Raw genomic sequence first — 25,211 nt, 5'->3', positions numbered from 1 at the left:
GTCTAGGTCTGATCGAGGGCGCGTTCCAGCGCCTGCAGCAGTGCGTCGACCTGCATTTGGGTGTGGGCGGCGGACAGGGTGATGCGCAGGCGGGCCTCGCCTTCCGGGACGGTCGGGGGGCGGATCGCGGGGACCAGGAAGCCGGCCTCGAACAGGCGCTCGGCGACGGCGCTGGCGCGAGTGGCGGTGCCCAGGGTGACGGGCTGGATGGGTGTGACCGGTGGCGGGTGTGGCAAGCCGAGCCGATCCAGGCCGTCGCCGAGCATCTGCAACAGGCGTTGCAGATGCTCGCGGCGGTCCTGTGCGGTCGCGGCGATCCGCACCGAGGCCAGGGTGGCGGCGGCCAGGGCGGCTGGCATCGCGGTGGTGTAGATGTAGGGGCGGGCGGTCTGGATCAGGGTCTCGATCAGATGCTCGGAGCCCGCAACGAAGGCCCCGGCCGTGCCGAAGCCCTTGCCCAGCGTCCCCATCAGGATCGGGACGTTGTCCGCGCCGAGGCCGAAGTGCTGGCAACTGCCGCCGCCGGTCTCGCCCAGCACCGACAGGCCGTGGGCGTCGTCCACCATCAGCCAGGCATCGTACTCGCGCGCCAGGGCGGCGAGTTCCGGTAGCGGGGCGATGTCGCCATCCATGGAGAACACGCCGTCGGTGACGATCAGGCGCTGGCTGTTGGTTGGCGCCTTCTCCAGACGCGCGCGCAGGTGCTCGGGGTCGGCGTGGCGGTAGCGCTGGCTGCGCGCGCCCGACAGACGCACGGCATCGATCAGCGAGGCGTGGTTCAGGCGGTCCTCGAAGACGATGTCGTGGCGACCGACCAGGGTCTGGACCAGGGCGAGGTTGGCCATGTAGCCGGTGGAGAAGACGAGTGCCCGCTCGCGTCCGGTGAAGCGGGCCAGGGCCTGTTCCAGTTCGTCGTGGGCGCGGGTGTGGCCGTTGATCAGGTGGGCCGCACCAGCGCCGACACCGTACTGGTCGAGCGCCGCGTGAGCGGCCGCGGCGACCGCCGGGTCGCCGGCGAGGCCCAGGTAGTCGTTGGAGCAGAAGGCAATCACGCGGTGGCCGTCGATGACCTGTTCGGGGCGTTGCGGGCCATCGAGGATGCGGGTGTGGCGCCAGAGTCCGGCGTCGCGCACGGCGTTCAGGCGTTTCTCCAGGTAGTGATCCAGCGAGTCGCTCATGGGCGCAGGCCCGCGCGCAGAAAGATCGGCCAGTGCACCCGCGCCGGCATGCTCGGATTTGACCACAGTGCTTGCAGGGCCGGCGCCAGCGCAGCCAGTGGGTCCTGGCCGGCGGCGCGGGCGCGGCGGATCGCGGACCAGGTACCGAGATAGCCAAGCAGGGTGGTGCGATCCCATACGCGCTCGATGTGAAACTCGGGCGTTTCGAGCTCGGGCCAGGGGAACGGGAGGTCGCGGTAGTGGCGGCGGATGTGCTGGCGCTCTTCTGGCCACCAGGGGGCCAGGGTGGCATCGTGAAAGTCGATCAGCAGGTGGTCCAGCGCCGGGTCCTCGGCGCGCAGCACGCCGTAGCCCCAGATCGCCAGCAGCCCGCCCGGGCGCAGGACGCGGGCGACCTCGTCGTGGAACTCGGTGTGACGGAACCAGTGCGCAGCCTGGGCGACACAGGCCAGGTCGATAGAGTCATCGGCCAGTGCACAGGCCTCGGCGGCGCAGGCGACACGGTCGATCCCGGTATCGCCCGGCAGCGCGGCCAGTAGTGCCGGGGCGGCATCCGTGGCGATGACGTGCGAGAAGTGCGGTGCCAGACCCCGCGCGGCCTGACCGTTGCCGCTGGCACAGTCCCACGCGCGTGCGTGCCGCGGGGTACGCACCGCCAGCCAGTCAAACAGCTCGGCGGGGTAGTCCGGGCGATGGCGGGCGTAGTCGGTAGCCACCGCCGAGAAATGGTCGGGGAAGCCGCCGCTCACCGCCGGTCTGGCTCAGGCCGACGCGGAGGCGGGCTGGTCCGATTTCGCGGGGGCTTCCGGGCCGGTTTCCGGGCGCAGGCCCAGGCGCTCGAACAGTGCGAGGTCGTGGTTCTCGCCGGGGTTTGGCGTGGTCAGCAGGGTGTCGCCATAGAACAGCGAGTTGGCACCGGCGAGGAAGCACAGGGCCTGCATCTCGTCGGACATCTCGGTGCGCCCGGCGGACAGGCGCACGTAGGAGGCCGGCATCAGGATGCGGGTGGCCGCGATGGTACGCACGAACTCCAGCGGGTCCAGGTCCTCGATGCCGTGCAGCGGCGTGCCCTCGACCTGGATCAGCTGGTTGATCGGCACCGACTCCGGGTGTTTTGGCAGGTTCGCCATCTGTTGCAGGAGGCGCGCGCGATCGCGGCGCGACTCGCCCATGCCGAGGATGCCGCCGCAGCAGACGTTCATGCCCGCCTCGCGTACGTGCTCCAGGGTCTCGAGGCGGTCGTCGTAGGTGCGCGTCGAGATGATGTGACCGTAGAACTCCGGCGAGGTGTCGAGGTTGTGGTTGTAGTAGTCCAGTCCCGCCTCGGACAGGCGTTTGGCCTGCTCGGCCTTCAGCATGCCGAGGGTCATGCAGGTCTCGAGACCCTCGTCCTTCACCGCGCGGACCATCTCGATCACGCGCTCCAGGTTCTTGTCAGTGGGGTTGCGCCATGCCGCGCCCATGCAGAAGCGGGTCGCACCCTGGGCGCGGGCGTTGCGCGCCGCCTCCAGCACCTCGTCCAGCGGCAGCAGGCGTTCGCGCTCGATCTCGACCTCGTGGTGCGCGCTTTGCGGGCAGTAGGCGCAATCCTCGGGGCAGGCCCCGGTCTTGATCGACAGCAGTGTGCTGACCTGTACCGCGTTCGGATCGAAGTGTTCGCGGTGGACCGTCTGCGCGCGGAAGATCAGGTCGTTCAGGGGCAGGTCGAGCAGTGCTTCGACCTCGTTGGTGTTCCAGTCGTGGCGGGGCGTGCTCATAGGTGGTGCTCCTGGTCGGCCTCGGCCGGGATCTCGACATCCGCCCAGGGCTCGCGATAGATGGTGAACAGGGCGTAGATCGTCCACGGCAGCAGGATGGCCGCGGCCACCGCCCAGTAGGCGCGGTAGTAGGCCAGATCCGGAGGAAAGAAGGTGGCGACCCCGATCAGCAGGCCCATCAGGGCGTAGTAGCGATAGGCGGCCCATTGGGTGTGGTGGCCGACGCGCGGATCGGGGTGGTGCTTGTTCAGGGCATAGACCAGCATCGAGCCGCCAAACCAAAGCACTAGCGGGACGATGCCCATGATCGCGGCGATGATGAAGCCGACCCCGACGCCCTCGCTGCTCACCAGGAACAGCGGGATGCCGGCAATCGACACGCTGATCAGGTTGCCGATATCGAACATCGACGCGGCGCGCCGCGAGCTGCGCCCGGAGACGGTCCTGGTGGCCATGGTCTACCCTGCATGCAAAAACCAGAGCATACCATTATGGCCCCGGACCCTTCATCGCGCCCCGTTTCCAGGCGGTCTTCGGCCGCCCGCTTGCAGGCCCGGGCTGCGGCCTGCGTCGACTGGCTCGGAGAGGCCCTGTATCCCGGCCAGTGCGGACTGTGCCTGGCGCCCGGACCGGCGATCTGTGCGGGGTGCCGGGCGGATCTTCCGCGGCTCGAGCACCCCTGTCCCACCTGTGCGTTGCCCTTGCCGGTAGCCGGAGTATGCCCGGCCTGTATCCGTCGGGCGCCGGTCCTGGATGCGCTGCATGCCGGCTGGGCCTATGCCTGGCCGCTGGACCAGCTGATCCTCGCCTACAAGCACGGCGCCAATGCACGGGCCGAACGCATCCTCGCGGCCCTGGCGGAGCAGATGGCGGGCCGTCTGGTGGGCGAGAAAGGCGATTCGCCCGATCGGGTGCTCCCCGTGCCGCTGCATGGCAAGCGGCTGCGCGAGCGGGGCTTCAATCAGTCGGACTACCTGGCGCGGCGTGTGGCGGGGGTACTGGATGTCCCGCTGGACACCCGCGGACTGCGGCGCATCCGCGCGACCGATTCGCAGCAGGCACTGGGTCGCAAGGCGCGCCGGCGTAATGTCCGGGGCGCCTTCGCCTGGGACGGGCCGAGTCTGGCCGGCCGATACGTGCTGGTGGTGGATGACGTGGCGACCACGGGCGCGACGTTGGCCGCACTGGCCGAAGTGCTGCGCCGGGCGGGTGCCGCACGCGTGGAGGGGCTGGTCCTCGCGCGCGCCTGAGGGGCCGGGCTCGGCATTCAGGCCCCCAGGTGGTGGTCGGCAATCATCGCCAGCAGCACCACGGCACCCAGGTAGTGGTTGTTCTTGAACGCGCGCAGGCAGTCGGCGGGCTCGCGCTCGAAGATCAGGAACTGCTGGTAGAACATCAGCATCGCGACTATCACCAGCCCGGCGGTGTAATAGCCACCGAAATCGGCGTGCTGGCCGACGAGATAAAGCCCCAGCCACACGAGCACCTGCAGCCCGCCGGTGATCAGACGGTCGAGCTCGCCGAACGCGATGGCCGTGGATTTCACCCCGATCTTCAGGTCGTCTTCGCGATCCACCATGCCGTAGAAGGTGTCATACACCACCGTCCACGCCAGCACAGTCACGAACAACAGCCAGGCCACTTCGGGCGGGTGCTCGCCGGTGACCGCGGTGAAGGCCATCGGCACGGCCCAGGCAAAGGCGGCGCCCAGGTGGACCTGCGGGAAGTGGTGGAAGCGCTTGGAGAACGGGTAGGTGCCGGCCAGTGCCACGGCCACCAGGGAATACAGGATGGTCAGGACATTGGTGAACAGCACCAGTACGAAGGCGACCACGCTGAGCGCTACGAAGGTGCCCAAGGCCTCGCGCGGGGTGATGGTACCCAGCGTCAGCGGCCGGTCGCGGGTACGCGCCACATGGCCGTCGAAGTCGCGGTCGGCGTAGTCGTTGATCGCGCAACCGGCCGAGCGCATCAGGACCACGCCGGCGGCAAAGATGAAGATCAGATAGGCCGGCGGCCAGCCCTCGGCGGCCACCCACAGGGCCCAGAAGGTGGGCCACAGCAGCAGGTAGATGCCCACCGGGCGATCCAGCCGGATCAGGCGGGCGAGTTCCCACAGGCGTTCGCGCTCGGTCATGGCGGCCAAGCTTACCAGCCTTGTTGCGGAAGGGTCCCGCGGCCGTGCGAGTTGATCAGCGTCTCCCCTGGCGTCCTTGTGGGGGCGTTACAGGTGCGCCTCCAGCCAGCCATCCAGGTCAGCGGGCTCCACCTCGCCGCGGTGGGTGTCGAGGATGGTGCCGTCACGGGCGATCAGGACGGTGTAGGGCAGGGCGCCGATGCGGTTGCCGTATTTCCGGCCAATCGCGACCGCGTCGTCCTGGCCGATCAGCACCGGGAATCCGATGCCGAAATCGTCGACGAAATGCTGCGTGGCTGTCTGTTCGTCCACTGCGACCGCAACGATGGTAAAGCCGTCCTCGCGGTTGGCATCATAGGTGTCCTGGAACAGCGGCATCTCCTTCTTGCAGGGCGGGCACCAGGTGGCCCAGAAGTTCAGCACGATCAGGTCGCCGTCCCACTCGCTTAACTGGCGTTCTTCACCCGCGAGATCCGGCAAGGCGAAGTCGATGCGCTGAGCACCCGGGCTCTCCTGGTTGGCGACCTCGGTCGCTGCGTTGGCGGAGGCCCCGCCCGCGTCCATCTCGGGTTCCGGGTCGCCGCAGGCTGTCAGGATGAATGCACTGGCCGTGGCGACTGCCAGGCCTGCGAGTGCGTGTGTACGGTGGTTCATGGCGTCACCCCGATGGCGCTTTCCACGTGTGCCAGGAAGCGGTCGGCATTCAGGTAGCCGACATTGCGGTAGTTGGGCAGCTCGTTGCCGTCGCGGTCATAGAAGATCATCGCCGGCGGCCCGAACAGGTTGAAGTGACGCATCAGGTCGCGGTGCTCGGAGGTGTTGTCGGTCACGTCGGCCTTCAGCAGGTGCACGTCGCCCATCGCTCGGAGCACGCGCGGGTCTTGGAAGGTGGTGCGGTCCAGGCGCACGCAGTCCACGCACCAGTCGGCGTAGAAGTCGAGGAACACGGGCTGACCGTTTTCGCGGGCCCGGGCCACTTCGCGCTCCACGTCCTCCAGGCTGTCGACGTAGGTGAACGCCATCTCCGTCGGTCCGGACTGCTCGCCGGTGGCCGTCACCGCGGGCTGGTTGAGCGTGGCCAGCGGGCGGAAGATGTCCTTGCCGCCGGTGGCCGCGCCGAGCATCAGCAGCACGCCGTAGATCAGGAGCACTACGCCCAGGCCCTTCCACAGGCTGTACCAGCCGGAGGCATTGTCCGGCAGGGTCCGCAGCGCGCCCATGTAGACGGCGGTCACGATCAGCAGGATGGCCCACAGGAACATCGCGAGCTCGCCCGGGATCACCCGTTCGAGCAGCCAGATGCCGATGGCCAGCAGGCCGATCCCGAACACCGCCTTGATGGTGTCCATCCACGGCCCGGCCTTCGGCAGCAGGCGCCCGGCGGAGGTGCCGATGACCAGCAGCGGCGCCCCCATGCCCATGCTCAGCGCGAACAGCGCGATCCCGCCCAGGACCGCATCGCCAGTGTGGCTGATGTAGAGCAGAGCCCCGATCAGCGGCGCGGTCACGCAGGGACCGACGATCAGGGCGGAAAGGAAGCCCATGATGCCGGCGCCGAGGTAGGTGCCGCCTTCCTGCTTGTTGCTGATCTGCGACAGCTTGCTCTGCACGCCGGCCGGCATCTGCAGCTCGTAGAAGCCGAACATCGACATCGCCAGCGCGATGAAGATGGCCACGAAGGTCCCGATAATCCAGGGGTTCTGGAAAGCCGCCTGCAGGTTGGCACCCGCGAGGCCCGCGAATACCCCGGCAATGGTGTAGGTCAGCGCCATTGCCAGCACGAACACCAGCGAGATCAGGAATGCCTTGCGTGTGGTCAGGTTCTTCTGCCCGACGATGATGTTCGACAGGATCGGGATCATCGGGAACACGCAGGGGGTGAAGGTTAGCAGCAGCCCGAAGCCGAAGAAGGCCAGGGCCACCAGCCAGATCTGGCCGTCCGCCAGCTGGGCCGCGATGCGGTCCTGCTGGGTGACCGGTGCCGCGGCCTCGTCGTCTTCCGGGGCCGCCTCGCCGGTCTCCGGCAGGGCGTCGGTGTCGGCCTCGGCGGCCAGGTCGGCAGCAAAGGAGACCGAGGCCTCCTGGGTCAGTGGCGGGTAGCACACGCCGGCGTCGGCGCAGCCCTGATAGTCGATCGCCAGGGTGATCTCGGAGACGTCATCATCATCGCGCAGGATCGGAACAAGGATCTCCACCTGGCCACGGTAGACCTGGCTCTCGCCAAAGAACTCGTCTTCCTGCAGCTCGCCATCCGGTGGGTTGATCGGTCCAAGCTCGATGCCGTCGCCCTCGGCGATCCGCACACCCAGCTGCTCGCGGTAGAGATAGTATCCCTCGGCAATGTCGAAGCGCAGGATCGCCGCGTTCTGACTGATCGCCTCCAGCGAGGCGGCAAAGGCCTTCTCCGGTTCCAGCAGGTCATCGGCGGCGCCGAGGTCGCCGGACAGGCTGCCCAGGTCACCCAGCGCGCTGCGTTCTTGCTCGGCCTCTTCGTCCGCGCGGGTCTCGCCATTGCCGCTGGGCAGGCCAGGCAGCTCGATGGACACGGTCTGGAAATGCGGCGGGTAGCACACGCCCAGGTCGGCACAGCCTTGCGACCGCGCAGTCAGCTCGATGCGGGTGCTGTCGGCCGCCTTGATCGGCAGCTCCACCTGTACCTGTCCGCGATAGGTCTCGACGCGCCCGAAGAATTCGTCCTCGCTGACCTCGCCGTCCGGGATTTCGGCCTCGCCCAGTTCCAGCCCGTCGCTCTCCGGGGTGAAGTCGAACTGTTCGCGGTACATGTAGTACTCGTCCGCGATGTCCCAGGTCAGCCGTACGGTGTCGGCGTCGATCGCCTCGGCGCTCAGGGCGAAGGCGTCGTCCGGGTCCAGCAGGTCATCCTCGAAGATGGCGTGCGTCAGTCCGGGGGTCAGCAGGAATGCGACCAGCAGGGTTGCCAGCCAGGTGCGCGGATTCAGGAGGTGCATTGCGTTATCCAGTCCAGGTAATCGGGCAGCCCGCGTTCAATCGGCAGGGCGATGATCTCGGGTGTGTCGTAGGGGTGTTGGTCCGCGAGCTGCGCCTGGAGTTCGTTCAGGCGTGCGGGCGAGGTCTTGATCAGTAGAGTGACTTCGGAGTCGATCTCGATATTCCCTTTCCACATGTAGACCGAGCGTCCGGGCGGCAGGATATGCACGCACGCGGCCAGGCCCTGTTTCACCAGGGCGCCGGCCAGGGCGTCCGCCGTGTCCGGGTCGTCGAGCGTGGTAATGACCAGCCAGGCGCGGGCACTGGATGGCGACTGCTCGTTGCTCATAAATCAGGAGTCCCGTTCGATCCGTGCATGCTGACCCGGGCGCAGCGGTGTGTCGTCCGGCGGCGAGAATTCGACCTCGACGCGGTAGCCGCGATCGGGTTCCTCGCCGGTCGGCTCCCAGCCGATGGTCGCAATGGTGCCGGAAAGACGATGGTCGCCGACTACGACCGTGACGGTCTCCCCGGGTTCCAGGCTGGCGGCGGTGGCGGCCGGGACCGTGGCCACGGCGCGCATCGGGTCGATGGTACCGAGGATCGCCAGGACCGGCGGCAGCAGTGCCGGATTGACGTACTGCCCCGTGTTGGCGTCGATCCGCACCAGGCGCCCGCTGGTCGGGGCGCGGATGGTCGCGTCCTCGAGGTCGGCGCGGATACGGTCGCGCTGGGCGCGGGCCTCGGCTAGGCGCGCCGCGACGGTCGCGTAATCGATGCGCGCTAGCTCCAGTTCGCGGGCGGCGATCAGGGTCTGGTCGTAGAGATCCTCGGCCTTGTCACGCTCGCGTTCGGCCTCGTCCAGCTCCATCTGCAGGCGCTCCATGGTGGCGCGGGCAGCGCGCAGGTCGGCATCGCCGCGTCGGGTATCCAGCCGGAACAGTACGGCGTCGGCCTCGACCCGGTCGCCGGCGCGGGCCTCGATTGCCTCGATGCGGCCCGCGATCGGGGCGGTAATGCGGTGGCGCTCGCCCCAGTCGAGTTGGGCCGCGAAGCCTTCCTCGGCCAGCAGAGGCGTGGGCGCCAGGGCGAGCAGGGCCAGCAGGCCGCCGGTGGTCAGCAGGGATGGGGCATGGAATGCGCGGGGCATGTACAGGTCTCCCGTCTGGTCGCCGGCGGGCCGGTGGCTCAAGGGTTTTCGTCGGTGGCGCGGAACGGGCTCAGCTCGTCGCGGCCGCTCAGCAGGGCCAGGCGTTCGTAGGCCAGGGCCAGTTGGAATTCGGTGCCCGCATTGAAATGCGCCGCGGCACTTTGCTGGACCATCGAGTCGCCCAGGTCGGCCTGGTCCTCGATGTCGTACAGGTAACGCGCGCGGTCGATGTACAGCTCTCGGTAGTCCATGCGCCAGGCGGCTTCGTCGCGCTGAGTCTGCAGTGCGCGGATCTCGTCGTACAGCTCGCGCAGGCGGTTGCGCGCCTCGATGCGTGCCTCGCCCAGTTCGGCCTCGGCCCGATGGCGGGCGGCGACCGCCTGGCCGACCCGGCTGTCGTGGCGCCGGCCCTCGTATAGCGGGATCTCCAGGACCAGGCCGGCGGCGAACGGGTTGCGGTCGCCGCCACCCAGGTCGCGGTGCCACCAGCCGGATTCGGCCTCGGCGTACAGGCGCGGACGCCGCTGCGCGCGCGAGGCCGCCACCTCGCGGCTCGCGGCCTCGACGTGGCGGCGCTCGGCCATCAGGCGCGGGCTGGTGTTGTCGAGTTCGGCCAGCAGCGCATCCAGCTCGGGCAGCTCGGGCAGATCGAGTGGCAGCATGGGGGCGAGAACGGTGCGCACGCGCCGGTCCGGGCGGTTCAGGGCCTCGGCCAGCGCGGCCCGGGTCCGGGCCTGGTCCTGCAGGGCGCGGGTACGTTGCACCCGCAGGGTCTGGTATTCGGATTCCAGGCGGAAGACTTCGATGTCCGAGACCTGGCCGCGCTGGTTGCGCTCCTCGGCCCGTTCCTTGGATACGTAGGCGGCGGCCATGGCCTCGGTGTCGCGAGCGAAGGCGAGATCCGCCAGCAGCACGTCGAAGTAGCGCTCGAGGACGTGGATGCGGTGACGGGCATGGGTCAGCGCTTCCTGTTGGTGGGCGGCCTCCAGGCGCTGCTCGCTGGCGGATTCGCGCGCATGGGACTGGCCGAAGTCGCTCAGCAGCTTGCGCGCGACGATGGCGGCGCGGGAGTCGTTGCGGGTGCGGTCCTCGACCCGATCGTTGGGCTCGATCCAGCGGGCCTCGAGCCGCGCGTTCACGGTGACGTCGCGCTCGGCTCGAGTCGCCTCCAGGGCGGCGCGGGCCTGTTCACGGTCGGCGCGCGCCTGGCGCACCCGTGGGTGCAGGGCGTCGACCCGATCCAGGGCGTCGCCCACCCGCATCGGGTTGGGCAGAGGGCCGAGGTCGGCCGCGCCGCCGGCATCCTGTGCGGTCGCCGGTCCGGCCAGGGGCCACAGGAGCAGGCTGGCCAGCAGCAGGCAAGCCAGCGGCTGCCGGCGGCCGGTGCGGCGCGAGCGGGGGTGCATCGGCGGCATCAGGCGTCGATCCTCGGAGTAAACGAGTAAGGGTTAACGGCCGTCTTGCTCGCGCTTGAAGCGCGTGAAGTTCTGGTCCTTGTAGTGCCCCTCGGCGACGAATTCGCCCAGCTGCAGGAATTCGCGGGAGTCGCGGGTGGCGCCGATGAAGCGGGCGATGGGCTCGCCCTCCAGGTTGAAGAACTGGAACACCGGTGTGGCGCGCACCCGGTAGTCGCGGGTGGCCCAGTCCATCTGGGTCTTGGTCTCACCCTCGAAGGTGACGATCTCGATGGCGCCCTCGACATCTACGCTAAACACCCGGAAGTGCTCGCTGAAGTACTCCTGGACCTCGGGCTGGTTCAGTACCTGGTTCTTCATGCGGTGGCAGAACGGGCAGTCGGCCATCTCGAAAAAGATCAGGATGCCTTTCTTGCCGGCCGCGCGCGCTTCTTCCAGTTCTTCGGGGAATTCGCCGAAGGTCGGGTCGAAAAAGTGGTGTGTCGGATCGCGCGGGTCTTCCACGGCGGCGGTTGCCAGAGCCGGGACAAGGAAGGCCAGCAGGACCAGCATCAGGATGGGATTACGCAACATGAGCGGTCACTCTCCGAATATGTAGATAGCCGTATGCACCAATGACGTGCAGGAGACTGGCTTAATTCCCTTTGTCGTGCAAGGAAAAGGGGCCGGGCTCCCCGCGGGTGCCTGATTGTTGGAGTATCCGCGTATCAGCGGGGTTCCAATCGACACCACCCGGGGCGCATGTTCCAATAAACAGGCCTGATCTGCGGAACCCCTTCGATGCGCAACCCCCTCTTTCCCCTGTTTGTCTTTCTCGGTCTGGTGCTGCTCGAGATCTTCGGCTTCGCCTGGGTAGGTGATGCCGTAGGCGCCCTGATGACGGTGGTGCTGGTGATCGTCACGGCGGCGGCCGGGCTGATGTTGTTCCGATTGCAGGGCTTCTACCATTGGCGGCGGCTGCAACAAAGCCTGGCGCAGGGGAAGGTTCCGGCGCGCGGGCTGGTCGAGGGCTGGCTGCTGATGTCGGCCGCGGTGCTGCTGTTGCTGCCGGGGTTCTTTACCGATGCCGCCGGCTTCGTGCTGTTGATTCCGCCGCTGCGGCGCTGGGCGGCGGCCGGCATCCTGCGCCGCGGCATGGTCCGCACGCGTACCGGCGGCCCTGGCGGGCCGCAGGGCGGCGGTACCATCGAGGGCGAATTCCGCCAACACGACGACCGCACCGAGGCGCCCGACGACCGGCTGGACCACGACGACCGTCGCTGATTCACGTTTCTGGCCCCGCTTTCGTAACGCGCGCTCTTGACTCGCCCTCGTGTGCCCCTATTATTAGCACTCGTCAGGGGCGGGTGCTAACAGGGTGCCTGCCCGACAAACCAATTTTCCTGTTTGAGACATTTTATTAAGGAGTTCGCGCCATGAACCTGCGTCCTTTGCACGATCGAGTCATCGTGAAGCGTATGGAAGAAGAACGCACCACCCCCGGCGGCATCGTGATCCCGGATTCCGCGGCCGAGAAGCCGATCCGTGGCGAAGTGGTTGCAGTAGGCAACGGCAAGATCCTGGACAACGGCGAAGCCCGTCCCCTGGACGTGAAGGCCGGGGACACGGTCCTGTTCGGCAAGTACTCCGGCACCGAGGTCAAGGTCGAAGGCGACGAAGTCCTCGTGATGCGCGAAGACGACATCATGGCCGTCATCGAGGGTTGAACGCCCCGAACCGCGACCGTCTAACACGAATTTTCAGGAGTAGAACGAATCATGAGCTCTAAAGAAGTACGCTTTGGTACCGACGCCCGTACCCGCATGGCCAAGGGCGTGAACACCCTGGCTAACGCCGTGAAGGTCACCCTCGGTCCGAAGGGCCGTAACGTGGTCCTGGACAAGGCCTTTGGTGCCCCGACCGTGACCAAGGACGGCGTGTCCGTGGCCAAGGAAATCGAGCTGGAAGACAAGTTCGAGAACATGGGCGCCCAGCTGGTCAAGGAAGTCTCCTCGCAGACCTCCGACACCGCCGGCGACGGCACCACCACCGCGACCGTGCTGGCCCAGTCCATCGTTCGCGAAGGCATGAAGGCGGTCACCGCCGGCATGAACCCGATGGACCTCAAGCGCGGCATCGACAAGGCCGTGAAGGCGGCTACCGAAGAGCTGAAGAATCTCTCCAAGCCGTGCACCGAGCACAAGGCGATCGCCCAGGTGGGCTCGATCTCCGCGAACTCCGACATCGCAATCGGTGAGATCATCGCCGATGCGATGGATAAGGTCGGCAAGGAAGGCGTGATCACCGTCGAGGAAGGCTCCTCGCTGGATAACGAGCTGGATGTCGTGGAAGGCATGCAGTTCGATCGCGGCTACCTGTCGCCCTACTTCATCAACAACCAGCAGAACATGAGCGCCGAGCTGGAAGACGCCTTCATCCTGCTGTTCGACAAGAAGATCGCGAATATCCGTGATCTGCTGCCGATCCTGGAAGGCGTGGCCAAGGCCAACAAGCCGCTGCTGATCATCGCCGAGGACATCGAGGGCGAAGCCCTGGCGACCCTGGTGGTCAACTCCATGCGCGGCATCGTCAAGGTCGCCGCCGTGAAGGCCCCGGGCTTCGGTGATCGCCGCAAGGCCATGCTGCAGGATATCGCCGTGCTGACCGGCGGCCAGGTGATCTCGGAAGAGGTCGGCCTGTCGCTGGAGAAGACCACGGTGGAAGACCTGGGCCGCGCCAAGAAGGTGCAGGTGACCAAGGAAAACACCACGATCATCGACGGCATGGGTTCCAACGAGGACATCAAGGGCCGCGTCGACCAGATCCGTGCGCAGATCGAGGAAGCGAGCTCCGACTACGACAAGGAAAAGCTGCAGGAACGCGTGGCCAAGCTGGCCGGCGGTGTGGCCGTGATCAAGGTCGGTGCTACAACCGAGATCGAGATGAAGGAGAAGAAGGCCCGCGTCGAAGACGCCCTGCACGCTACGCGTGCGGCAGTGGAAGAAGGCGTGGTTCCCGGCGGTGGCGTGGCCCTGCTGCGTGCCTGCGCCGCGATCACCAAGCTCAAGGGTGACAACGACGAGCAGACCGCCGGCATCAACATCTGCCGTCGTGCGATGGAAGAGCCGCTGCGCCAGATCGTCTACAACTCCGGTGACGAGCCGTCCGTGGTCCTGAATCAGGTCCTGGAAGGCAAGGGCAACTACGGCTACAACGCAGCAAGCGGCGAGTTCGGCGACATGATCGACATGGGCATCCTGGACCCGACCAAGGTGACTCGTTCCGCGCTGCAGAACGCCGCGTCGGTCGCCTCCCTGCTGATCACCACCGAGGCCATGATTGCCGACATCCCGAAGAAGGATGACGGTGGCGGCGCCGGTGGCGACGACATGGGCGGTATGGGTGGCATGGGCGGCATGGGTGGCATGGGCGGCATGATGTAATTCGCCGCTTTACCCGTGCATCGTTGATGTACCTTGGGACCCCGCTTCGGCGGGGTCTTTTTGTCTGGCCCATGCCGCCATTTCGGGCCGCGACTCCGGTGCTGAATCTGGGGTGCTCGGAACCCATAGCGTTACTGTGTGTCTGTTGGAATACAGTTCGCTGGAAAATCCCTGTGGGATTCGGGTGCCGACTGTTGCAATGCCGAGACACCAGCGCCGAAAGTCACTGGATCTTCGGAAATTTACGGAATGTGACGACGTTGTGATGTCGACACATAATTTGCGTTCTGATGCGTGCAAAACCCGAACTTGTGTGCCACTATCAAGGGTACTGTAGAGGGCTTGACGCAAGCAGCTCGCTGCTTTGGATTGCGGTTGTGGCGCGTACCATGCTGGTCACGCGTCCTAAGCCGGGTCCGACGTCGATTGTTTTTTCAAGGAGGCTATGCAATGAATCATAAGCTTGTTAAGAATATTCTGGCCGCGTCCGTGGCCTCGCTGGTGCTGGGCGCCGCCGGGCAGGTTGTCGCGCAGGAACCGCCGGCCGCCAACGTGACCGATCGTAGCGGCAAGGTTGTCGTGGATCGTTCCGGCGAGTGCGTGCGTACGCGCTCCTGGACGGAAGAAAACGTGAAGTTCCCGCATTGCGCGGGTTACATCGAAGAAGTTGCCGAGGCCCCCGAGCCCGAGCCGGCGGCTGCCCCGGCGCCGGAGCCGGAGCCGGAATTCACCACCACCACGCTGAGCGCCCAGGCCCTGTTCGACTTCGACAGCGCTGATCTGCGTTCTGAAGGCCGTTCTGCCCTGCGTGATCTGGCCCGCAGCCTGACCTCCGACGATGCCGAGTACAGCTCGGTGCTGGTCGAAGGTCACACCTGCACCATCGGCCCGGCCGACTACAACCAGGGCCTGTCCGAGCGTCGCGCCCAGGCCGTCACCGAATTCCTGGCCAGCGAAGGCGTGCGTCAGGGCGACATCCGCACCGTCGGCTACGGTGAAGACCGTCCGACCGCCGACAACGCCACCCAGGAAGGCCGCGAAGCCAACCGCCGCGTGGAAGTGACCTCCGACGTGCGCAAGCGCGCCGACTAAGGTTGCCCGCAAGACCCTGACCGCCGGTTCGCCGGCGAGTTGGAACCAGGCCCCGCTCCGGCGGGGCCTTTTTTGTGGGCAACTCGTGGGCGCCATTCGGCGAATCTTCGGGGCGGCCGGAGGCGGGAGGGTGATTGATGGCTCTTCAGCTTGCGTTAATGTGGCGCCCCTAGACTGGTTCCAAACACCCGAGGATCCATGATGACCATGACCCCGAATACGAACCTTCCCCGCCCCCCGTTCGGCCCGATGCTTCTGCGCTCCGGCGCCTTGTTGGTCGGCATGCTGCTGGCTACTGCGGTCGCGGCGGGTGGCGTCGAACGTTCAACGGACCTCCAGGCGCTGAGCGCCCAGGGCGATGGCAAGGCGACTGTGATCATGTTCGCGTCGAATAGCTGTCCCTACTGTGATCGTGCCGAACAGCGTTATCTCGGCCCGATGACCGCGGACCCGGCCCTCGAGGGTGTGAATATCCGCAAGGTCATGCTGGATCGCGAAGAAGTGCGCGATTTCGACGGCACGACCAAGCTGGGCAGTGAGCTGGGCCGTGCCTACGGCGTGCGGGTGGTGCCGACGATCATGGCGTTCGATGCCGAGGGCCAGCCGGTCGGGCGTCCCCTGGTGGGCATCCCCAACGAACAGCTCTACCGCAGCCAGATCCGGGTACGCATCGACGCCGCGCGTAACGGCGCTCGCGATACCTCAAGCTAGGGAGGCGCTGATCGCCACGTCGCTTCGCTCCTCGCGATGACGGGCGACTCTTGGGAAGAGTTTTCAGGTGACGTACCGCGAGTGTCTATCGGCCACCGAGAGAACGCCCGGGGGTCTCCGTGAGGTTGGTGTCCTCTGGGGTGCAACCGCCCTGCTGTTTTCTTCGTGCCTTCGTGTGCTTCGTGGTGAATGAAGCCTTTGACCTTCAATCCGCAGCGCCCTAGCGCTCGAAGCGATAGATGAGGTCTACCGACTGTTCCGTTGTGCCGGAGGCGGTTTCCACGCTCAGGTTGCGGGTCAGTTCGTAGCGCAGCAGGACCTTCGAGGTATTGTCGAACAACCCGATGGAGTAGCGCAGCAGCAGGCGCGGCGAGAGGTAGAGCCCCAGCGTCAGCGCGCTCTCGTCCAGCCCGCCCTCGGTGTCCAGCTCCACTTCGTCGAGCCCCAGCTCCCGGCCGATGCGTTCGGTAATCAGCGCCCCCTGTTCCAGACCATAAGCGGCCGCCGCGGCCGCAATCATGTTGCCGTCGGATTGCGAGGCGCCGGATAGCGGGCGTCCGGTCAGCAGGTAGGACATCGCCTCGGTCTCGTCCATCGGCGGGTCCGAGATCACCCGCGAGCGCAGGTTGTCCGGCGTGCCGCGGATCTCCAGCCCGACCGTCACGTTGTATTCGCGCACGGTGCGTACCGCGCGCAGATCCAGTTCCGGTGTCTCCGCCGGCCCCTGGAACACCAGGCTGCCGCGTTCCACCCGCAGGTCCTGGCCGTAGTCGCTGTATTCGCCTTCGGGGATCGTGATCTCGCCGAATAGCTGGGTCGGTTGCCCGGTGACCTCTTCGACATCCACCTCCCCGGCGAAGCGCGCGGTCAGGCCGAAGCCGTCGAAGCGCACGTCATCCCCGAGGCGAATCCGGATGCGGATGTCGGTCTTGAGCCCCTGCGCCTCCGCGATGTCCTCGCCAAGGATGACCTCGTCGCCGGAGACGCGAATGGCGCTGGGTGGCAGGTCCGGCGGACGGATGCGCGCCCAGGGCAGGAAGACCTCGCCGCGCACGCGGATGCCGTCGTCGGGGGTAAAGACCAGTTGCAAGTCCGGCGTGATGCGTGCCTCGGCGTCGATCCGATTGACCACCAGGAAGTCCTCGCCGGTCAGGCTCAGCTCGGCACGGGGCCCGGCGTCGCCGAGGTCCACGCGACCGTCGAGGTCGATGCCGCCGTCCCCGGACTCCAGGCGGCCGGTCAGGGTCAGCTGTTCGGCCGAGACGACCCGGGCCGTGATCTCGGGAATGACGATGTCGATGCCGGCCTCGGGGATCAGGACCCCGCCATCGCGGAACGCCACCTCGCCCTCCACCAGCGGCGCATCCAGGCGGCCGCCGAAGTCCAGGCGGGCGTTGAGCGAGCCGCGCAGGCGCTGGATCTCGGGGCTCAGGGCACCCAGCCAGGTGAGGTCGTCGAGGCGGGCGACGAAGTCGCCGTCGATACGCAGGTCGTCGCCGTCCGGGCGCAGGCGGATGTCGCTGCGCGCCGTCCCGCCGTCCAGGAAATCGAGCCGTAGGGCGGCGTCCACGTCGCGATCCCGCACCCGGGCGGTCAGCCGCACATCCCGGTAGGGCACCTCCTCCAGGTCTCCGTCCTCGTCGCGCACGATCAGGTGGCCATCGGTGGGGGTCACGGTCAGGTCGGCCGTCACGGTGCCATCGGCATCCATGCGGCCGCTGGCATCGGCATTCAGCTGGCCCGCGATGGCGAGTTCCGGCGGAAGGAAGGGTTCCAGCCAGGCCAGGTCGACGGCCCGGGCATCGGCGGCGAACTCGGCCCCTGTCGCCGCATTCCAGCGCCCCTCGGCGCACAGCCGTCCGTCCTCGCGCGCCAGGCACAGGCGTTCCAGGTGTGCACGCTCCGGCCCGGCCTCCAGCGCGACCGGTTCGGTCAGTTGCCAGGGGCCGCCCGCGGGTTGATCCAGATCGAGCCGTGCGATCTGGCCGCGCCAATGCAGGGTGTCGGGGTTCAGTTCGCCTTGCAGGGCCAGGTCCAGCGAGCCCAGATCCCCGGCATCGGCCGCCAGTGTCACGCGATGCTCGTCGATGCGACCGGAGGCATCCAGGCGCAGGGTCTCCACGCGTGTGCCGTCGGCCAGCTCGAGGCCGGTCAGACGCAGGTCGATCTCGGCCGGGGCGGCGACCTCGAGGCCGGCGTCGGCCTCGAGGTCCAGTTGCTCGAGGGTGATATCCGCGAGACGCAGCCCCGTACCGGTGCCGCGCGCCGCCACGCGCGGCCGGTCGGGTTCACCGGTGATATGCGCATCGAGCTCCAGTCGTCCGGCGAGCTCGGGCCAGAGCCGGTCCAGTTCCGGGGCATCCAGGCGCAGCTCGAAGTCCAGGGTCTCGGCCCATTCGCCGTTGGCGGTCAGGGTGTTCCGGCCCAGCGCCAGGTCGAGCTGATCCACTCGCAGGTGCTCCCCCTCCAGCTGCAGTTGGCCCTGGCCGGAGACGGGCTGGTCGCGCAGTGTACCCTCGAGGCGCTGGAGCCGGGCCTGCAGGCGGGGGGTGCCGTCCGCGTCCAGGTGCCCCTCGCTGGTCAGGGCGAGGGCGATCTGGCCGGGCGCCTCGGCGACCACCAGCGATGGATCCAGCCCTTCGCCTTCCAGCGCGAGGTCCCAGTTCAGGCCCTGGGACCAGTCGAGGTTGCCGGCCAGGGCGAGCCGGGTACCCGTGTCGGTGGTGATCTGTAGCTGCTCGATCTGGCCACCGGTCTCGGTTAGCGCGATCTGCGCATCGCCGGTGATGTCGATGCCGCGCAGGCGGGCGCGCAACGGGTCCAGGCCGAGCTGCGCGTTCAGGGCGCCGCTGGCGGGGGCGTAGTTGCCGTCCAGCGCGAGGCGCAGTTGCTCGATCTGCCCATCCAGCTCCGAGTGCAGGCGCGCCAAATCCGGGGCCTCCAGATCCAGCCCGAGGTCGAAGACGATGCGGTGGTCGGGGTCGGTCAGGTCGCCCGCCAGGCCTGTGGCCGAACCGCTCAAGTCCAGCTGTGCGGTATCGCGGATCGTCAGGCGGGTGTCCTCGATCCGCGCCTGACCATCGACCAGCCAGGCGTTCAGGCTGCCGGTGAGGGGTTCACCCTCGTAGTGGCCGGTCAGCTCGTCAATGGTGACGCTCGCGTCCAGGGCCACCAGAGGCGGGGTGTCGGTCCCCAGTGGCAGGGCGCCCTGCAGCTGTCCCTTCAGGCGCTCGACCCCGGCATCGAACTCCACGCCCATTCCGGTGGTTGTCAGGTCCTCGGCCTCCAGGGTCAGGTCCCAGTCCAGGGCGTCGACGAAGCGGATCGGACCGGCGAGGGTGACCCGTCCGGCCTCGGAGTGGATCTCCAGGGTCTCGAGCAGCAGCGATTCGAGATCCCCGTGTGCCCGGGTGTTCAGCGCAAGGCGGGGCCAGGGCGCCAGGGTGGCCGCGGTCTCGAGGCCCAGTGCCCAATCCTCGGGTGTGCCCTGCAGGTCGAGGCGGCCGGCCTCCAGGGCGATGTCCTGTTCCGGATCGAGCTGGTAGGTGAAGGGCTGCCACTGCGCCACCAGTTCCAGCGCCGGGGTGCTGAACAGCTCGCGGGCGCTGGCCTGCAGGTTCAGCTCGATGCCGGCGCGCAGGTCATGTTCGAGCTGCACGCGTTCGCGCAAGGCCCCGGTGACCTCCAGCTTGCCGCGCGCCTCGTCCGTGCCCAGGCCTTCGGCCAGGGCCGTGGGCAGGGGTGCCTGCCACTGGCCACGCAGATGCACGGGGTAGTCGCCATCGGCCTCGATCTCGCCGGCCAGACGGGCCCGGATCTCCGGCATGTCCAGCTCCAGCTCGTGAAGTTCGATGCGCGAGCCGCTGGACCGGGCGCGGGCTGTCAGGCGGGTGATCGAGGCCAGGGGTTCGCCCGCCTGCAGGATCTCCATGTCCTCGACCCGTAGCTGGCCCAGGCGCACTGCCAGCGGCAGCCGGATGGAATCGGGCAGGGCGAAGGGTTCGTCCGCGGGTGGCTCATCCGGATCGGGCGGTGGCAGGTCCACGCGCAGCCCCGTGGCGGTCAGGATCCGGACGTTCAGCTCGCCACGGAGCAGGCTGCGGGCACTGACCCCGACGCGCCCGGCGGGCAGGTCGATCGTCGGGCCGTCGGGCAGTGCCAGGTGCAACCCGTGCAGGTGCAGCTCGGTGAACAGGGTCCCCTCGACCCGGTCGATGCGCAGTTCCACGGGGGCCAGGCGTTCACCCAGTTCGACCAGCCAGCGGGTCCCCGATTCCGTCGCGAGCAGGGCCCCGAGGGTGCCGAGCAGGATCAGGATCAGCGTGAGGACCGTGGAGAATCCCCACAGCGTGGCGCGCAGCAGTGGCCTCACAGATCCGGGCCCATGGAGAAGTGGATGCGGAAGTCATCCTTCGAGTCGGGCCCGTGGGCCAGGTCCACGCGGATCGGGCCGACCGGGGAGCGCCAGCGTACGCCGACCCCGGCGCCATAGACGGGGTCGAACTCGTCCCACTCGTTGACGACGTTGCCGGCGTCGACGAAGACCGCGGCACTCCAGTTGCCGACGACCGGGTAGTCATACTCGAGGCTGCCCACCACCTTGTGGCGACCCCCAATTACGTCGCCGTGGTCGTTGCGCGGCCCCACAGTCTGGTAGCCGTAGCCACGGATGCTGGCATCGCCCCCGGCATAGAAGCGCAGGGAGCTGGGGAGGTCACTGACCGAGTCCGCGTCGGTAAAGCCGGCATCCACGCGGGCTAGCACCCGGCCCGTGCCGATGCCGCGAACCACCTTGCCGCTGGCCAGGACCTGGGCGAACGAGGTGCTGGACAGGATCTCCTCGCGCGCGCCCTGCACGGTGGTCTCGAAGCGGTAGCCGCGACGCGGGGTCATCGGTTCGTCTGCTTCCATGCGGCTGATGCGGTAGGACGGGATCAGCAGGTTGCTGCGGCCGCTGTCGTCCTCGCCGGCTGTGTAGTCCTCGTACTCGTAGCGCAGCCCCTCGGTGGTCTGCCAGCCACTGCGGCGCTGCAGGATGCGATTGGCCCCGATCTGGAAGCGATCGGACTGCTGGGTGTCGGTGTCTTCCGTGCGGTAGGTGGTGAACAGGTTCAGGCGTTCGCGCAGCGGGTCGCGCAGCGGGATCTCGTAGTTGTAGCCGATCCCGGAACGCACCGGCGACGCCTCGATCTCGGCCTGGTAGCGATGGCCGCGTTGGTTGGCGTAGCGATGCTCGTAGCGCAGGCGAACGCGCGGGCCGATATCGGTGGAGTAGCCGATGCCGGCCTCGTAGCTGTGGCGCTTGCGCGGCTCCAGCTCGACCAGGATCGGGACCTGCAGCCCCTCTGCCGCGTCGCGTTGTGGACGCACACGTACGCCGCCAAAGTAGCCGCTGTCGTTCAGGTTGCGCTGCAGCGCGATGATCTGCGCCGAGCTGTACGGGTCGCCTGTCTCGAACGGCACCATGCGCTGGACGAAGTCCTCGGAGAGGATGTCCTGGTCGATGCGGACTCGTCCCACGCGGTAGCGATCGCCGGTATCCATGTGCAGGTGGATGGTGGCGGTGCGGGTGTCGCGATCCACTTCCAGGCGTCGGGTGTGGAGATCGGCGTCGAAATAGCCCCGATCCGACGCGATCCGCGTCATGCGGTTGCGCAGGGCCTCGTAGCGATCATGGCGCAGGGTGTCGCCTTCGCGGATCTCGGTCTGGCTGAGCACGGCCTCGAAGCCGAGATCACCGGCGCCCTCGCCGGTGATCTGCAGGTCCACCTGCTCCACCGTGGTCGGCGGACCGGGCTCCAGGGTGATGCGGATATCCCAGCAGGCCTCGTGGCGTTCGAAGTCGAGATCCAGTTCGGGGTCGTAGAAGCCGATGGCGCGCAGGGCATCGGTGGCACGCGCCTGGGTGTCGCGCAGCACGCGGCCTTCGCGAAACCCCGGCAAGTCGCAGGGGTAGCGGGACAGGTTGACGCTGTTGTGGATATTGCTGCGCTGGGCGTCGGTGCCGCCCTCGACCTGCAAGCCAGGGGTCGGGCCATCCTCTGCGACGGCCGCTCCCGGGGTGCTCGCCAGGGCGACAAGTAGCATCACAATCACGCCCAGCCCGGTGCGGGCCGGGCGGTGGGCAACAGGGGCGCGGGCGTGAGTCATGGAACGATGATAACGGTTGCGGAATGGGGTCCGTGTCGACAATGGAACGCGCGAACTCACGCGAGTTCCCGGTGGGCCCGCACTAGCGATCCTGGCGCCGTGGACCGTGCGCGAGTCAGGAGGCCGGGCAGTCGACCCCGCTGCCGCGCGAGAACACCACCAGGTGGGTAAAGTCGAGGCGCAGGCGCACATGCTCGCCGATCACGAAATTGTCGTGGCTGGGGGCCATGCACAGCACGCTGAGGCCGTCCGGCAGGCGCAGGGTGTAGAGGAAGTCCGCCCCGCGGAAGGCCTTGTCGAGGATCTCGGTGCGGATGGTGCCCACTTCGTTGTCGATGGCGATGTCGTCCGGGCGCACGAGGACGTCCACGGCGGTGCCGGGGGGCAGTTGTTCCGACAGGGTGCCCTCGATCTGGCCAAAGGCGGTGTCGACTACGTGCTCGGCACAGACCATGCCGGGGATCAGAGTCCCCTCGCCGACAAAGTCGGCGACGAAGCGATCGGCCGGGCGATGGTAGAGGTTGTAGGCGGTGTCCCACTGGGCCACGCGACCCTGGTGGATCACCGCGATGCGATCGGCGAAGGCAAAGGCCTCGTGCTGGTCGTGGGTGACCAGGATGGCGGTGGTGTTCTCCGCCCGCAGGATGCGCCGCACCTCGCGGGCAAGCTCGCTGCGCAGTTCCACGTCCATGCTGGAGAAGGGCTCGTCCAGCAGCAGCAGCTTGGGTCGCGGTGCCAGGGCCCGGGCCAGGGCGATGCGCTGCTGCTGGCCGCCGGACAGGGCATGCGGGTAGGACTCGCCATAGCCCGACAGCCCCACCAGTTTGAGTAGCGAGTGGATGCGCTCATGGCGCTCCTTGCGGCTCCAGTGGCGGATGCCGAAGCCAATGTTGTCGGCCACGCTCAGGTGCGGGAACAGGGCGAAATCCTGGAACACCATGCCGACCCCCCGTTTCTCCGGCGGGATCGTGCTGCGGGCATCGCTGACGCTGCGTCCATCCAGCTGGATGTTTCCTGCCATCAGGGGTTCGAAGCCGGCGATCGCCCGCAGCAATGTGGTCTTGCCGCAGCCGGAGGGGCCCAGCAGGCAGCCGATCTGGCCCTTGGGCAGGGCCAGCGATACCTGGTGGACCACGGCGGTACCGTCATAGCCGATGTCCACGCGGTCGAGGGCGATCAGCGGGGTGTGGGGCACCTGCAGTGTGGTTTCGATGGGCTGGGTCATGGCGTATTCGTCGTGCCTGCGGGCATCGCGAGGGGTTTTTGCGGCGCCTCTTCGTCCGCCGCGCGGGTCTGGCCCTGCTGGCCGGGGCGCGAGCGGCCGATGGTCACCGACAGCAGGATAACGGGAACGAGCCCGACCAGCACGATGGCCAGGGCGGCGCTGGAGGATTCGGCCAGGCGCTCGTCACTGGCCAGCTCGAAGGCGCGCACCGCGAGGGTGTTGAAGTCGAACGGGCGCAGGATCAGCGTCGCCGGGAGCTCCTTAAGGACATCGACGAACACCAGCAGCAATGCGGTCAGCAGGGTGCCGCGCATGATCGGCAGGTGCACCCGGGTCAGGGTCTGCAATGGGCGCATGCCGAGCGAGCGGGCGGCATCGTCCATGCTCGGCTGGATCTTGCCCAGCCCGGCCTCGACCGTCTGCAGCGAGACGGCGAGGAAGCGCACGGCATAGGCGAACAGCAGGGCGAACAGCGTGCCCGACAGCAACAGGCCGGTGGATACCCCGAAGGTGTCGCGCATGAAACCGTCCAGGGCGTTGTCGAAGGCCGCGAACGGGATCATCACGCCGATCGCGATCACGATGCCGGGCACCGCATAGCCCATCCCGGCGACGCGCACGGCAGCGGCCGTGAAGCGCCCGCCCTCCATGCGCCGGGCGTAGGCGAGGACCAGCGCCAGGACGACCGCGATCACGGCCGCGGCGATGGCCAGCCAGAAGCTGTTGAACACCAGCCGACCGAAGGCCGGGTTCATCCACTGGTCGGTCGTCTGCACGGTCCACAGCCCGAGCTGGAGGGCCGGCAGCAGGAAGCCCAGCAGGACCGGGAACAGGCAGCCGAGGAAGGCCGCTGCGGCCTTCCAGCCGCGCAACTGGTAGCGAGGGAGGGTGGAGTAGCGGCGGCTGGTGTGATGGAAGCGCGCCTTGGCCCGCGACCAGCGCTCCAGCACGATCAGCACGAACACGAAGGTCAGCAGCACGGCCGCGAGCTGGGCCGCCGCGGCCGGGTCGCCCAGGGCGTACCAGGTGCGGAAGATGCCGGTGGTGAAGGTGCTCACGCCGAAGTAGGCGACCGTGCCGTAGTCAGCCAGCACCTCCATCAGCGCGAGGGTCAACCCGGCGATGATGGCCGGGCGCGCGAGCGGCAGGGCGACCCGGCGAAAGCCACCGAACGGGCCGGCGCCCAGAGTGCGGGAGACCTCCAGCACGCAGACCGACTGCTCGAGGAAGGCGGCGCGGCTGAGCAGGTAGACATAGGGGTAGAGCACCAGCGTCAACATGGCCATGGCGCCGCCCAGCGAGCGGATCTCGGGGAAGTAGTACTCGCCGTACCCCAGGCCCGTGAGGTCGCGGATCAGGCTTTGTACCGGGCCGCTGAAATCCAGCATGCCGGTGTAGGTGTAGGCAATGATGTACGCCGGCATGGCCAGCGGCAGCATCAGCGCCCACTGGAAGATGCTGCGCCCGGGGAATTCGCACACGCTGACCAGCCAGGCGACCGGTACCCCGATCAGCAGCACCCCGATCCCGACGCCGATCAACAGGGCCAGGGAGTTCACGACATAGTCCGCGAGTACCGTCTCGCGCAGGTGGGTCCAGACCTCGCCGGCGGGGATAAAGACGTGCCCGAAGATCACCAGGATCGGCAGCGACAGGGTCAGTGCCACGACGATGGCGACCGCCGACCACGGGCTGAACGGCAGGCGCTGGCGAACCGCGGGGTTCGCGGTGGTCGCGGCCGGGTTGGTGGTCTGGGCGCTCATGGAGTGCGAATAGTAAAGGTTCTTGTTTCGAATACCACTATGGCCGCCTTGCGACTGGCGGATTGCCGGGGGGCGCGGTGACTGGGCTCATGCGGGGGTGCCGGTGGCCAGGCCGCTTGTGAGCACCACAGAGGGCAAGGAGGACGCAGAGAAAACCGCAAACTCAGGAACTACGTAGGATGTGTTGAGCGCAGCGAAACGCATCGGACCTAACCCGCCGGCGCGAGGATGTGGTTCGCTACGCTCAACACATCCCACATTC

At 67.6% G+C, this 25,211-nt stretch carries 21 protein-coding genes; 6 read left to right on the top strand and 15 right to left on the bottom strand.

The annotated features are described in order from the left end of the window. Nucleotides 1-2: 2 nt before the first annotated feature. From bioF to D578_RS0100635, 4 genes are read right to left on the bottom strand one after another with little or no spacing between them, the layout of a single operon-like run. Complete coding sequence (bioF, locus tag D578_RS0100650) at nucleotides 3-1,178, bottom strand: 8-amino-7-oxononanoate synthase (protein ID WP_018948091.1); 1,176 nt, start codon at nucleotides 1,176-1,178, stop codon at nucleotides 3-5. Further along, entirely contained in the window at nucleotides 1,175-1,927 is a 753-nt protein-coding gene (locus D578_RS0100645) for a class I SAM-dependent methyltransferase (protein ID WP_018948090.1), read from the bottom strand. Before D578_RS0100645 ends, bioF begins: the two co-directional genes overlap by 4 nt. A 12-nt stretch (nucleotides 1,928-1,939) precedes the next feature. After that, on the bottom strand, nucleotides 1,940-2,935 hold the full coding sequence (bioB, locus tag D578_RS0100640; protein ID WP_018948089.1) for a biotin synthase BioB: 996 nt from the start codon (nucleotides 2,933-2,935) through the stop codon (nucleotides 1,940-1,942). After that, nucleotides 2,932-3,390 carry a hypothetical protein gene (locus D578_RS0100635; RefSeq protein WP_018948088.1) on the bottom strand — a complete coding sequence of 153 codons (459 nt, stop codon included), beginning with the start codon at nucleotides 3,388-3,390 and terminating at the stop codon, nucleotides 2,932-2,934. The genes bioB and D578_RS0100635 overlap by 4 nt, the downstream gene beginning before the upstream one ends. A 240-nt stretch (nucleotides 3,391-3,630) precedes the next feature. Here D578_RS0100635 and D578_RS0100630 point away from each other — a divergent pair, with 240 nt between their 5' ends. Beyond that, nucleotides 3,631-4,185, top strand: a complete 555-nt coding sequence (locus D578_RS0100630) for a ComF family protein (RefSeq protein ID WP_026289098.1) — start codon at nucleotides 3,631-3,633, stop codon at nucleotides 4,183-4,185. 17 nt (nucleotides 4,186-4,202) lie between these two features. Here D578_RS0100630 and ubiA read toward each other — a convergent pair whose 3' ends face one another. The 7 genes from ubiA to D578_RS0100595 all read right to left on the bottom strand — a co-directional run bounded on the left by ubiA (nucleotide 4,203) and on the right by D578_RS0100595 (nucleotide 11,159). After that, on the bottom strand, nucleotides 4,203-5,072 hold the full coding sequence (ubiA, locus tag D578_RS0100625) for a 4-hydroxybenzoate octaprenyltransferase (RefSeq protein ID WP_018948086.1): 870 nt from the start codon (nucleotides 5,070-5,072) through the stop codon (nucleotides 4,203-4,205). A gap of 87 nt (nucleotides 5,073-5,159) precedes the next feature. Next, entirely contained in the window at nucleotides 5,160-5,726 is a 567-nt protein-coding gene (locus D578_RS0100620) for a TlpA disulfide reductase family protein (protein ID WP_042798303.1), read from the bottom strand. Further along, entirely contained in the window at nucleotides 5,723-8,041 is a 2,319-nt protein-coding gene (gene dsbD, locus D578_RS0100615) for a protein-disulfide reductase DsbD (RefSeq protein ID WP_018948084.1), read from the bottom strand. The genes D578_RS0100620 and dsbD overlap by 4 nt, the downstream gene beginning before the upstream one ends. Continuing rightward, nucleotides 8,029-8,370, bottom strand: coding sequence for a divalent-cation tolerance protein CutA (gene cutA, locus D578_RS0100610; protein WP_018948083.1), 342 nt, complete (start codon nucleotides 8,368-8,370; stop codon nucleotides 8,029-8,031). Before cutA ends, dsbD begins: the two co-directional genes overlap by 13 nt. A gap of 3 nt (nucleotides 8,371-8,373) precedes the next feature. Continuing rightward, complete coding sequence (locus tag D578_RS0100605; RefSeq protein WP_018948082.1) at nucleotides 8,374-9,171, bottom strand: efflux RND transporter periplasmic adaptor subunit; 798 nt, start codon at nucleotides 9,169-9,171, stop codon at nucleotides 8,374-8,376. Between the two features lie 38 nt (nucleotides 9,172-9,209). Further along, nucleotides 9,210-10,586 carry a TolC family protein gene (locus D578_RS0100600; RefSeq protein ID WP_018948081.1) on the bottom strand — a complete coding sequence of 459 codons (1,377 nt, stop codon included), beginning with the start codon at nucleotides 10,584-10,586 and terminating at the stop codon, nucleotides 9,210-9,212. 33 nt (nucleotides 10,587-10,619) lie between these two features. After that, nucleotides 10,620-11,159: a thioredoxin family protein gene (locus D578_RS0100595; RefSeq protein WP_018948080.1), complete on the bottom strand. Its 540-nt coding sequence runs from the start codon at nucleotides 11,157-11,159 to the stop codon at nucleotides 10,620-10,622. 207 nt (nucleotides 11,160-11,366) lie between these two features. Here D578_RS0100595 and D578_RS0100590 point away from each other — a divergent pair, with 207 nt between their 5' ends. The 5 genes from D578_RS0100590 (at nucleotide 11,367) to D578_RS0100570 (ending at nucleotide 15,811) form a co-directional block, all read left to right on the top strand. Then, nucleotides 11,367-11,849: an FxsA family protein gene (locus D578_RS0100590; RefSeq protein WP_018948079.1), complete on the top strand. Its 483-nt coding sequence runs from the start codon at nucleotides 11,367-11,369 to the stop codon at nucleotides 11,847-11,849. 152 nt (nucleotides 11,850-12,001) lie between these two features. Beyond that, nucleotides 12,002-12,292, top strand: a complete 291-nt coding sequence (gene groES / locus D578_RS0100585) for a co-chaperone GroES (RefSeq protein WP_018948078.1) — start codon at nucleotides 12,002-12,004, stop codon at nucleotides 12,290-12,292. Between the two features lie 51 nt (nucleotides 12,293-12,343). After that, nucleotides 12,344-14,008, top strand: a complete 1,665-nt coding sequence (gene groL, locus D578_RS0100580; protein ID WP_018948077.1) for a chaperonin GroEL — start codon at nucleotides 12,344-12,346, stop codon at nucleotides 14,006-14,008. Nucleotides 14,009-14,458: 450 nt separating this feature from the next. Further along, on the top strand, nucleotides 14,459-15,100 hold the full coding sequence (locus D578_RS0100575) for an OmpA family protein (protein ID WP_018948076.1): 642 nt from the start codon (nucleotides 14,459-14,461) through the stop codon (nucleotides 15,098-15,100). A gap of 201 nt (nucleotides 15,101-15,301) precedes the next feature. Then, nucleotides 15,302-15,811, top strand: a complete 510-nt coding sequence (locus D578_RS0100570; RefSeq protein WP_026289096.1) for a thioredoxin fold domain-containing protein — start codon at nucleotides 15,302-15,304, stop codon at nucleotides 15,809-15,811. Between the two features lie 220 nt (nucleotides 15,812-16,031). On the opposite strand, the gene D578_RS0100565 is transcribed toward D578_RS0100570, so the two are convergent. The 4 genes from D578_RS0100565 to D578_RS0100550 form a co-directional block, all read right to left on the bottom strand. Further along, a complete protein-coding gene (locus D578_RS0100565; RefSeq protein WP_026289095.1) occupies nucleotides 16,032-20,171 on the bottom strand; it encodes a translocation/assembly module TamB domain-containing protein in 4,140 nt (1,379 codons plus the stop codon). Between the two features lie 8 nt (nucleotides 20,172-20,179). Beyond that, a complete protein-coding gene (locus D578_RS0100560; protein WP_026289094.1) occupies nucleotides 20,180-22,003 on the bottom strand; it encodes an autotransporter assembly complex family protein in 1,824 nt (607 codons plus the stop codon). A 73-nt stretch (nucleotides 22,004-22,076) separates the two neighbouring features. Next, entirely contained in the window at nucleotides 22,077-23,186 is a 1,110-nt protein-coding gene (locus tag D578_RS0100555) for an ABC transporter ATP-binding protein (RefSeq protein WP_018948072.1), read from the bottom strand. Then, the gene (locus tag D578_RS0100550) at nucleotides 23,183-24,949 is read right to left on the bottom strand and encodes an iron ABC transporter permease (RefSeq protein WP_018948071.1); all 1,767 of its coding nucleotides are present in this window, start codon (nucleotides 24,947-24,949) and stop codon (nucleotides 23,183-23,185) included. The genes D578_RS0100555 and D578_RS0100550 overlap by 4 nt, the downstream gene beginning before the upstream one ends. Nucleotides 24,950-25,211 lie beyond the last annotated feature (262 nt).

Origin of the sequence: Thioalkalivibrio sp. ALMg11, from assembly GCF_000377905.1 — a bacterium.
Taxonomy (GTDB): domain Bacteria; phylum Pseudomonadota; class Gammaproteobacteria; order Ectothiorhodospirales; family Ectothiorhodospiraceae; genus Thioalkalivibrio.
Note: the sequence above shows the minus strand (reverse complement) of the source record. Positions and strands in the feature narration are given on the sequence as shown.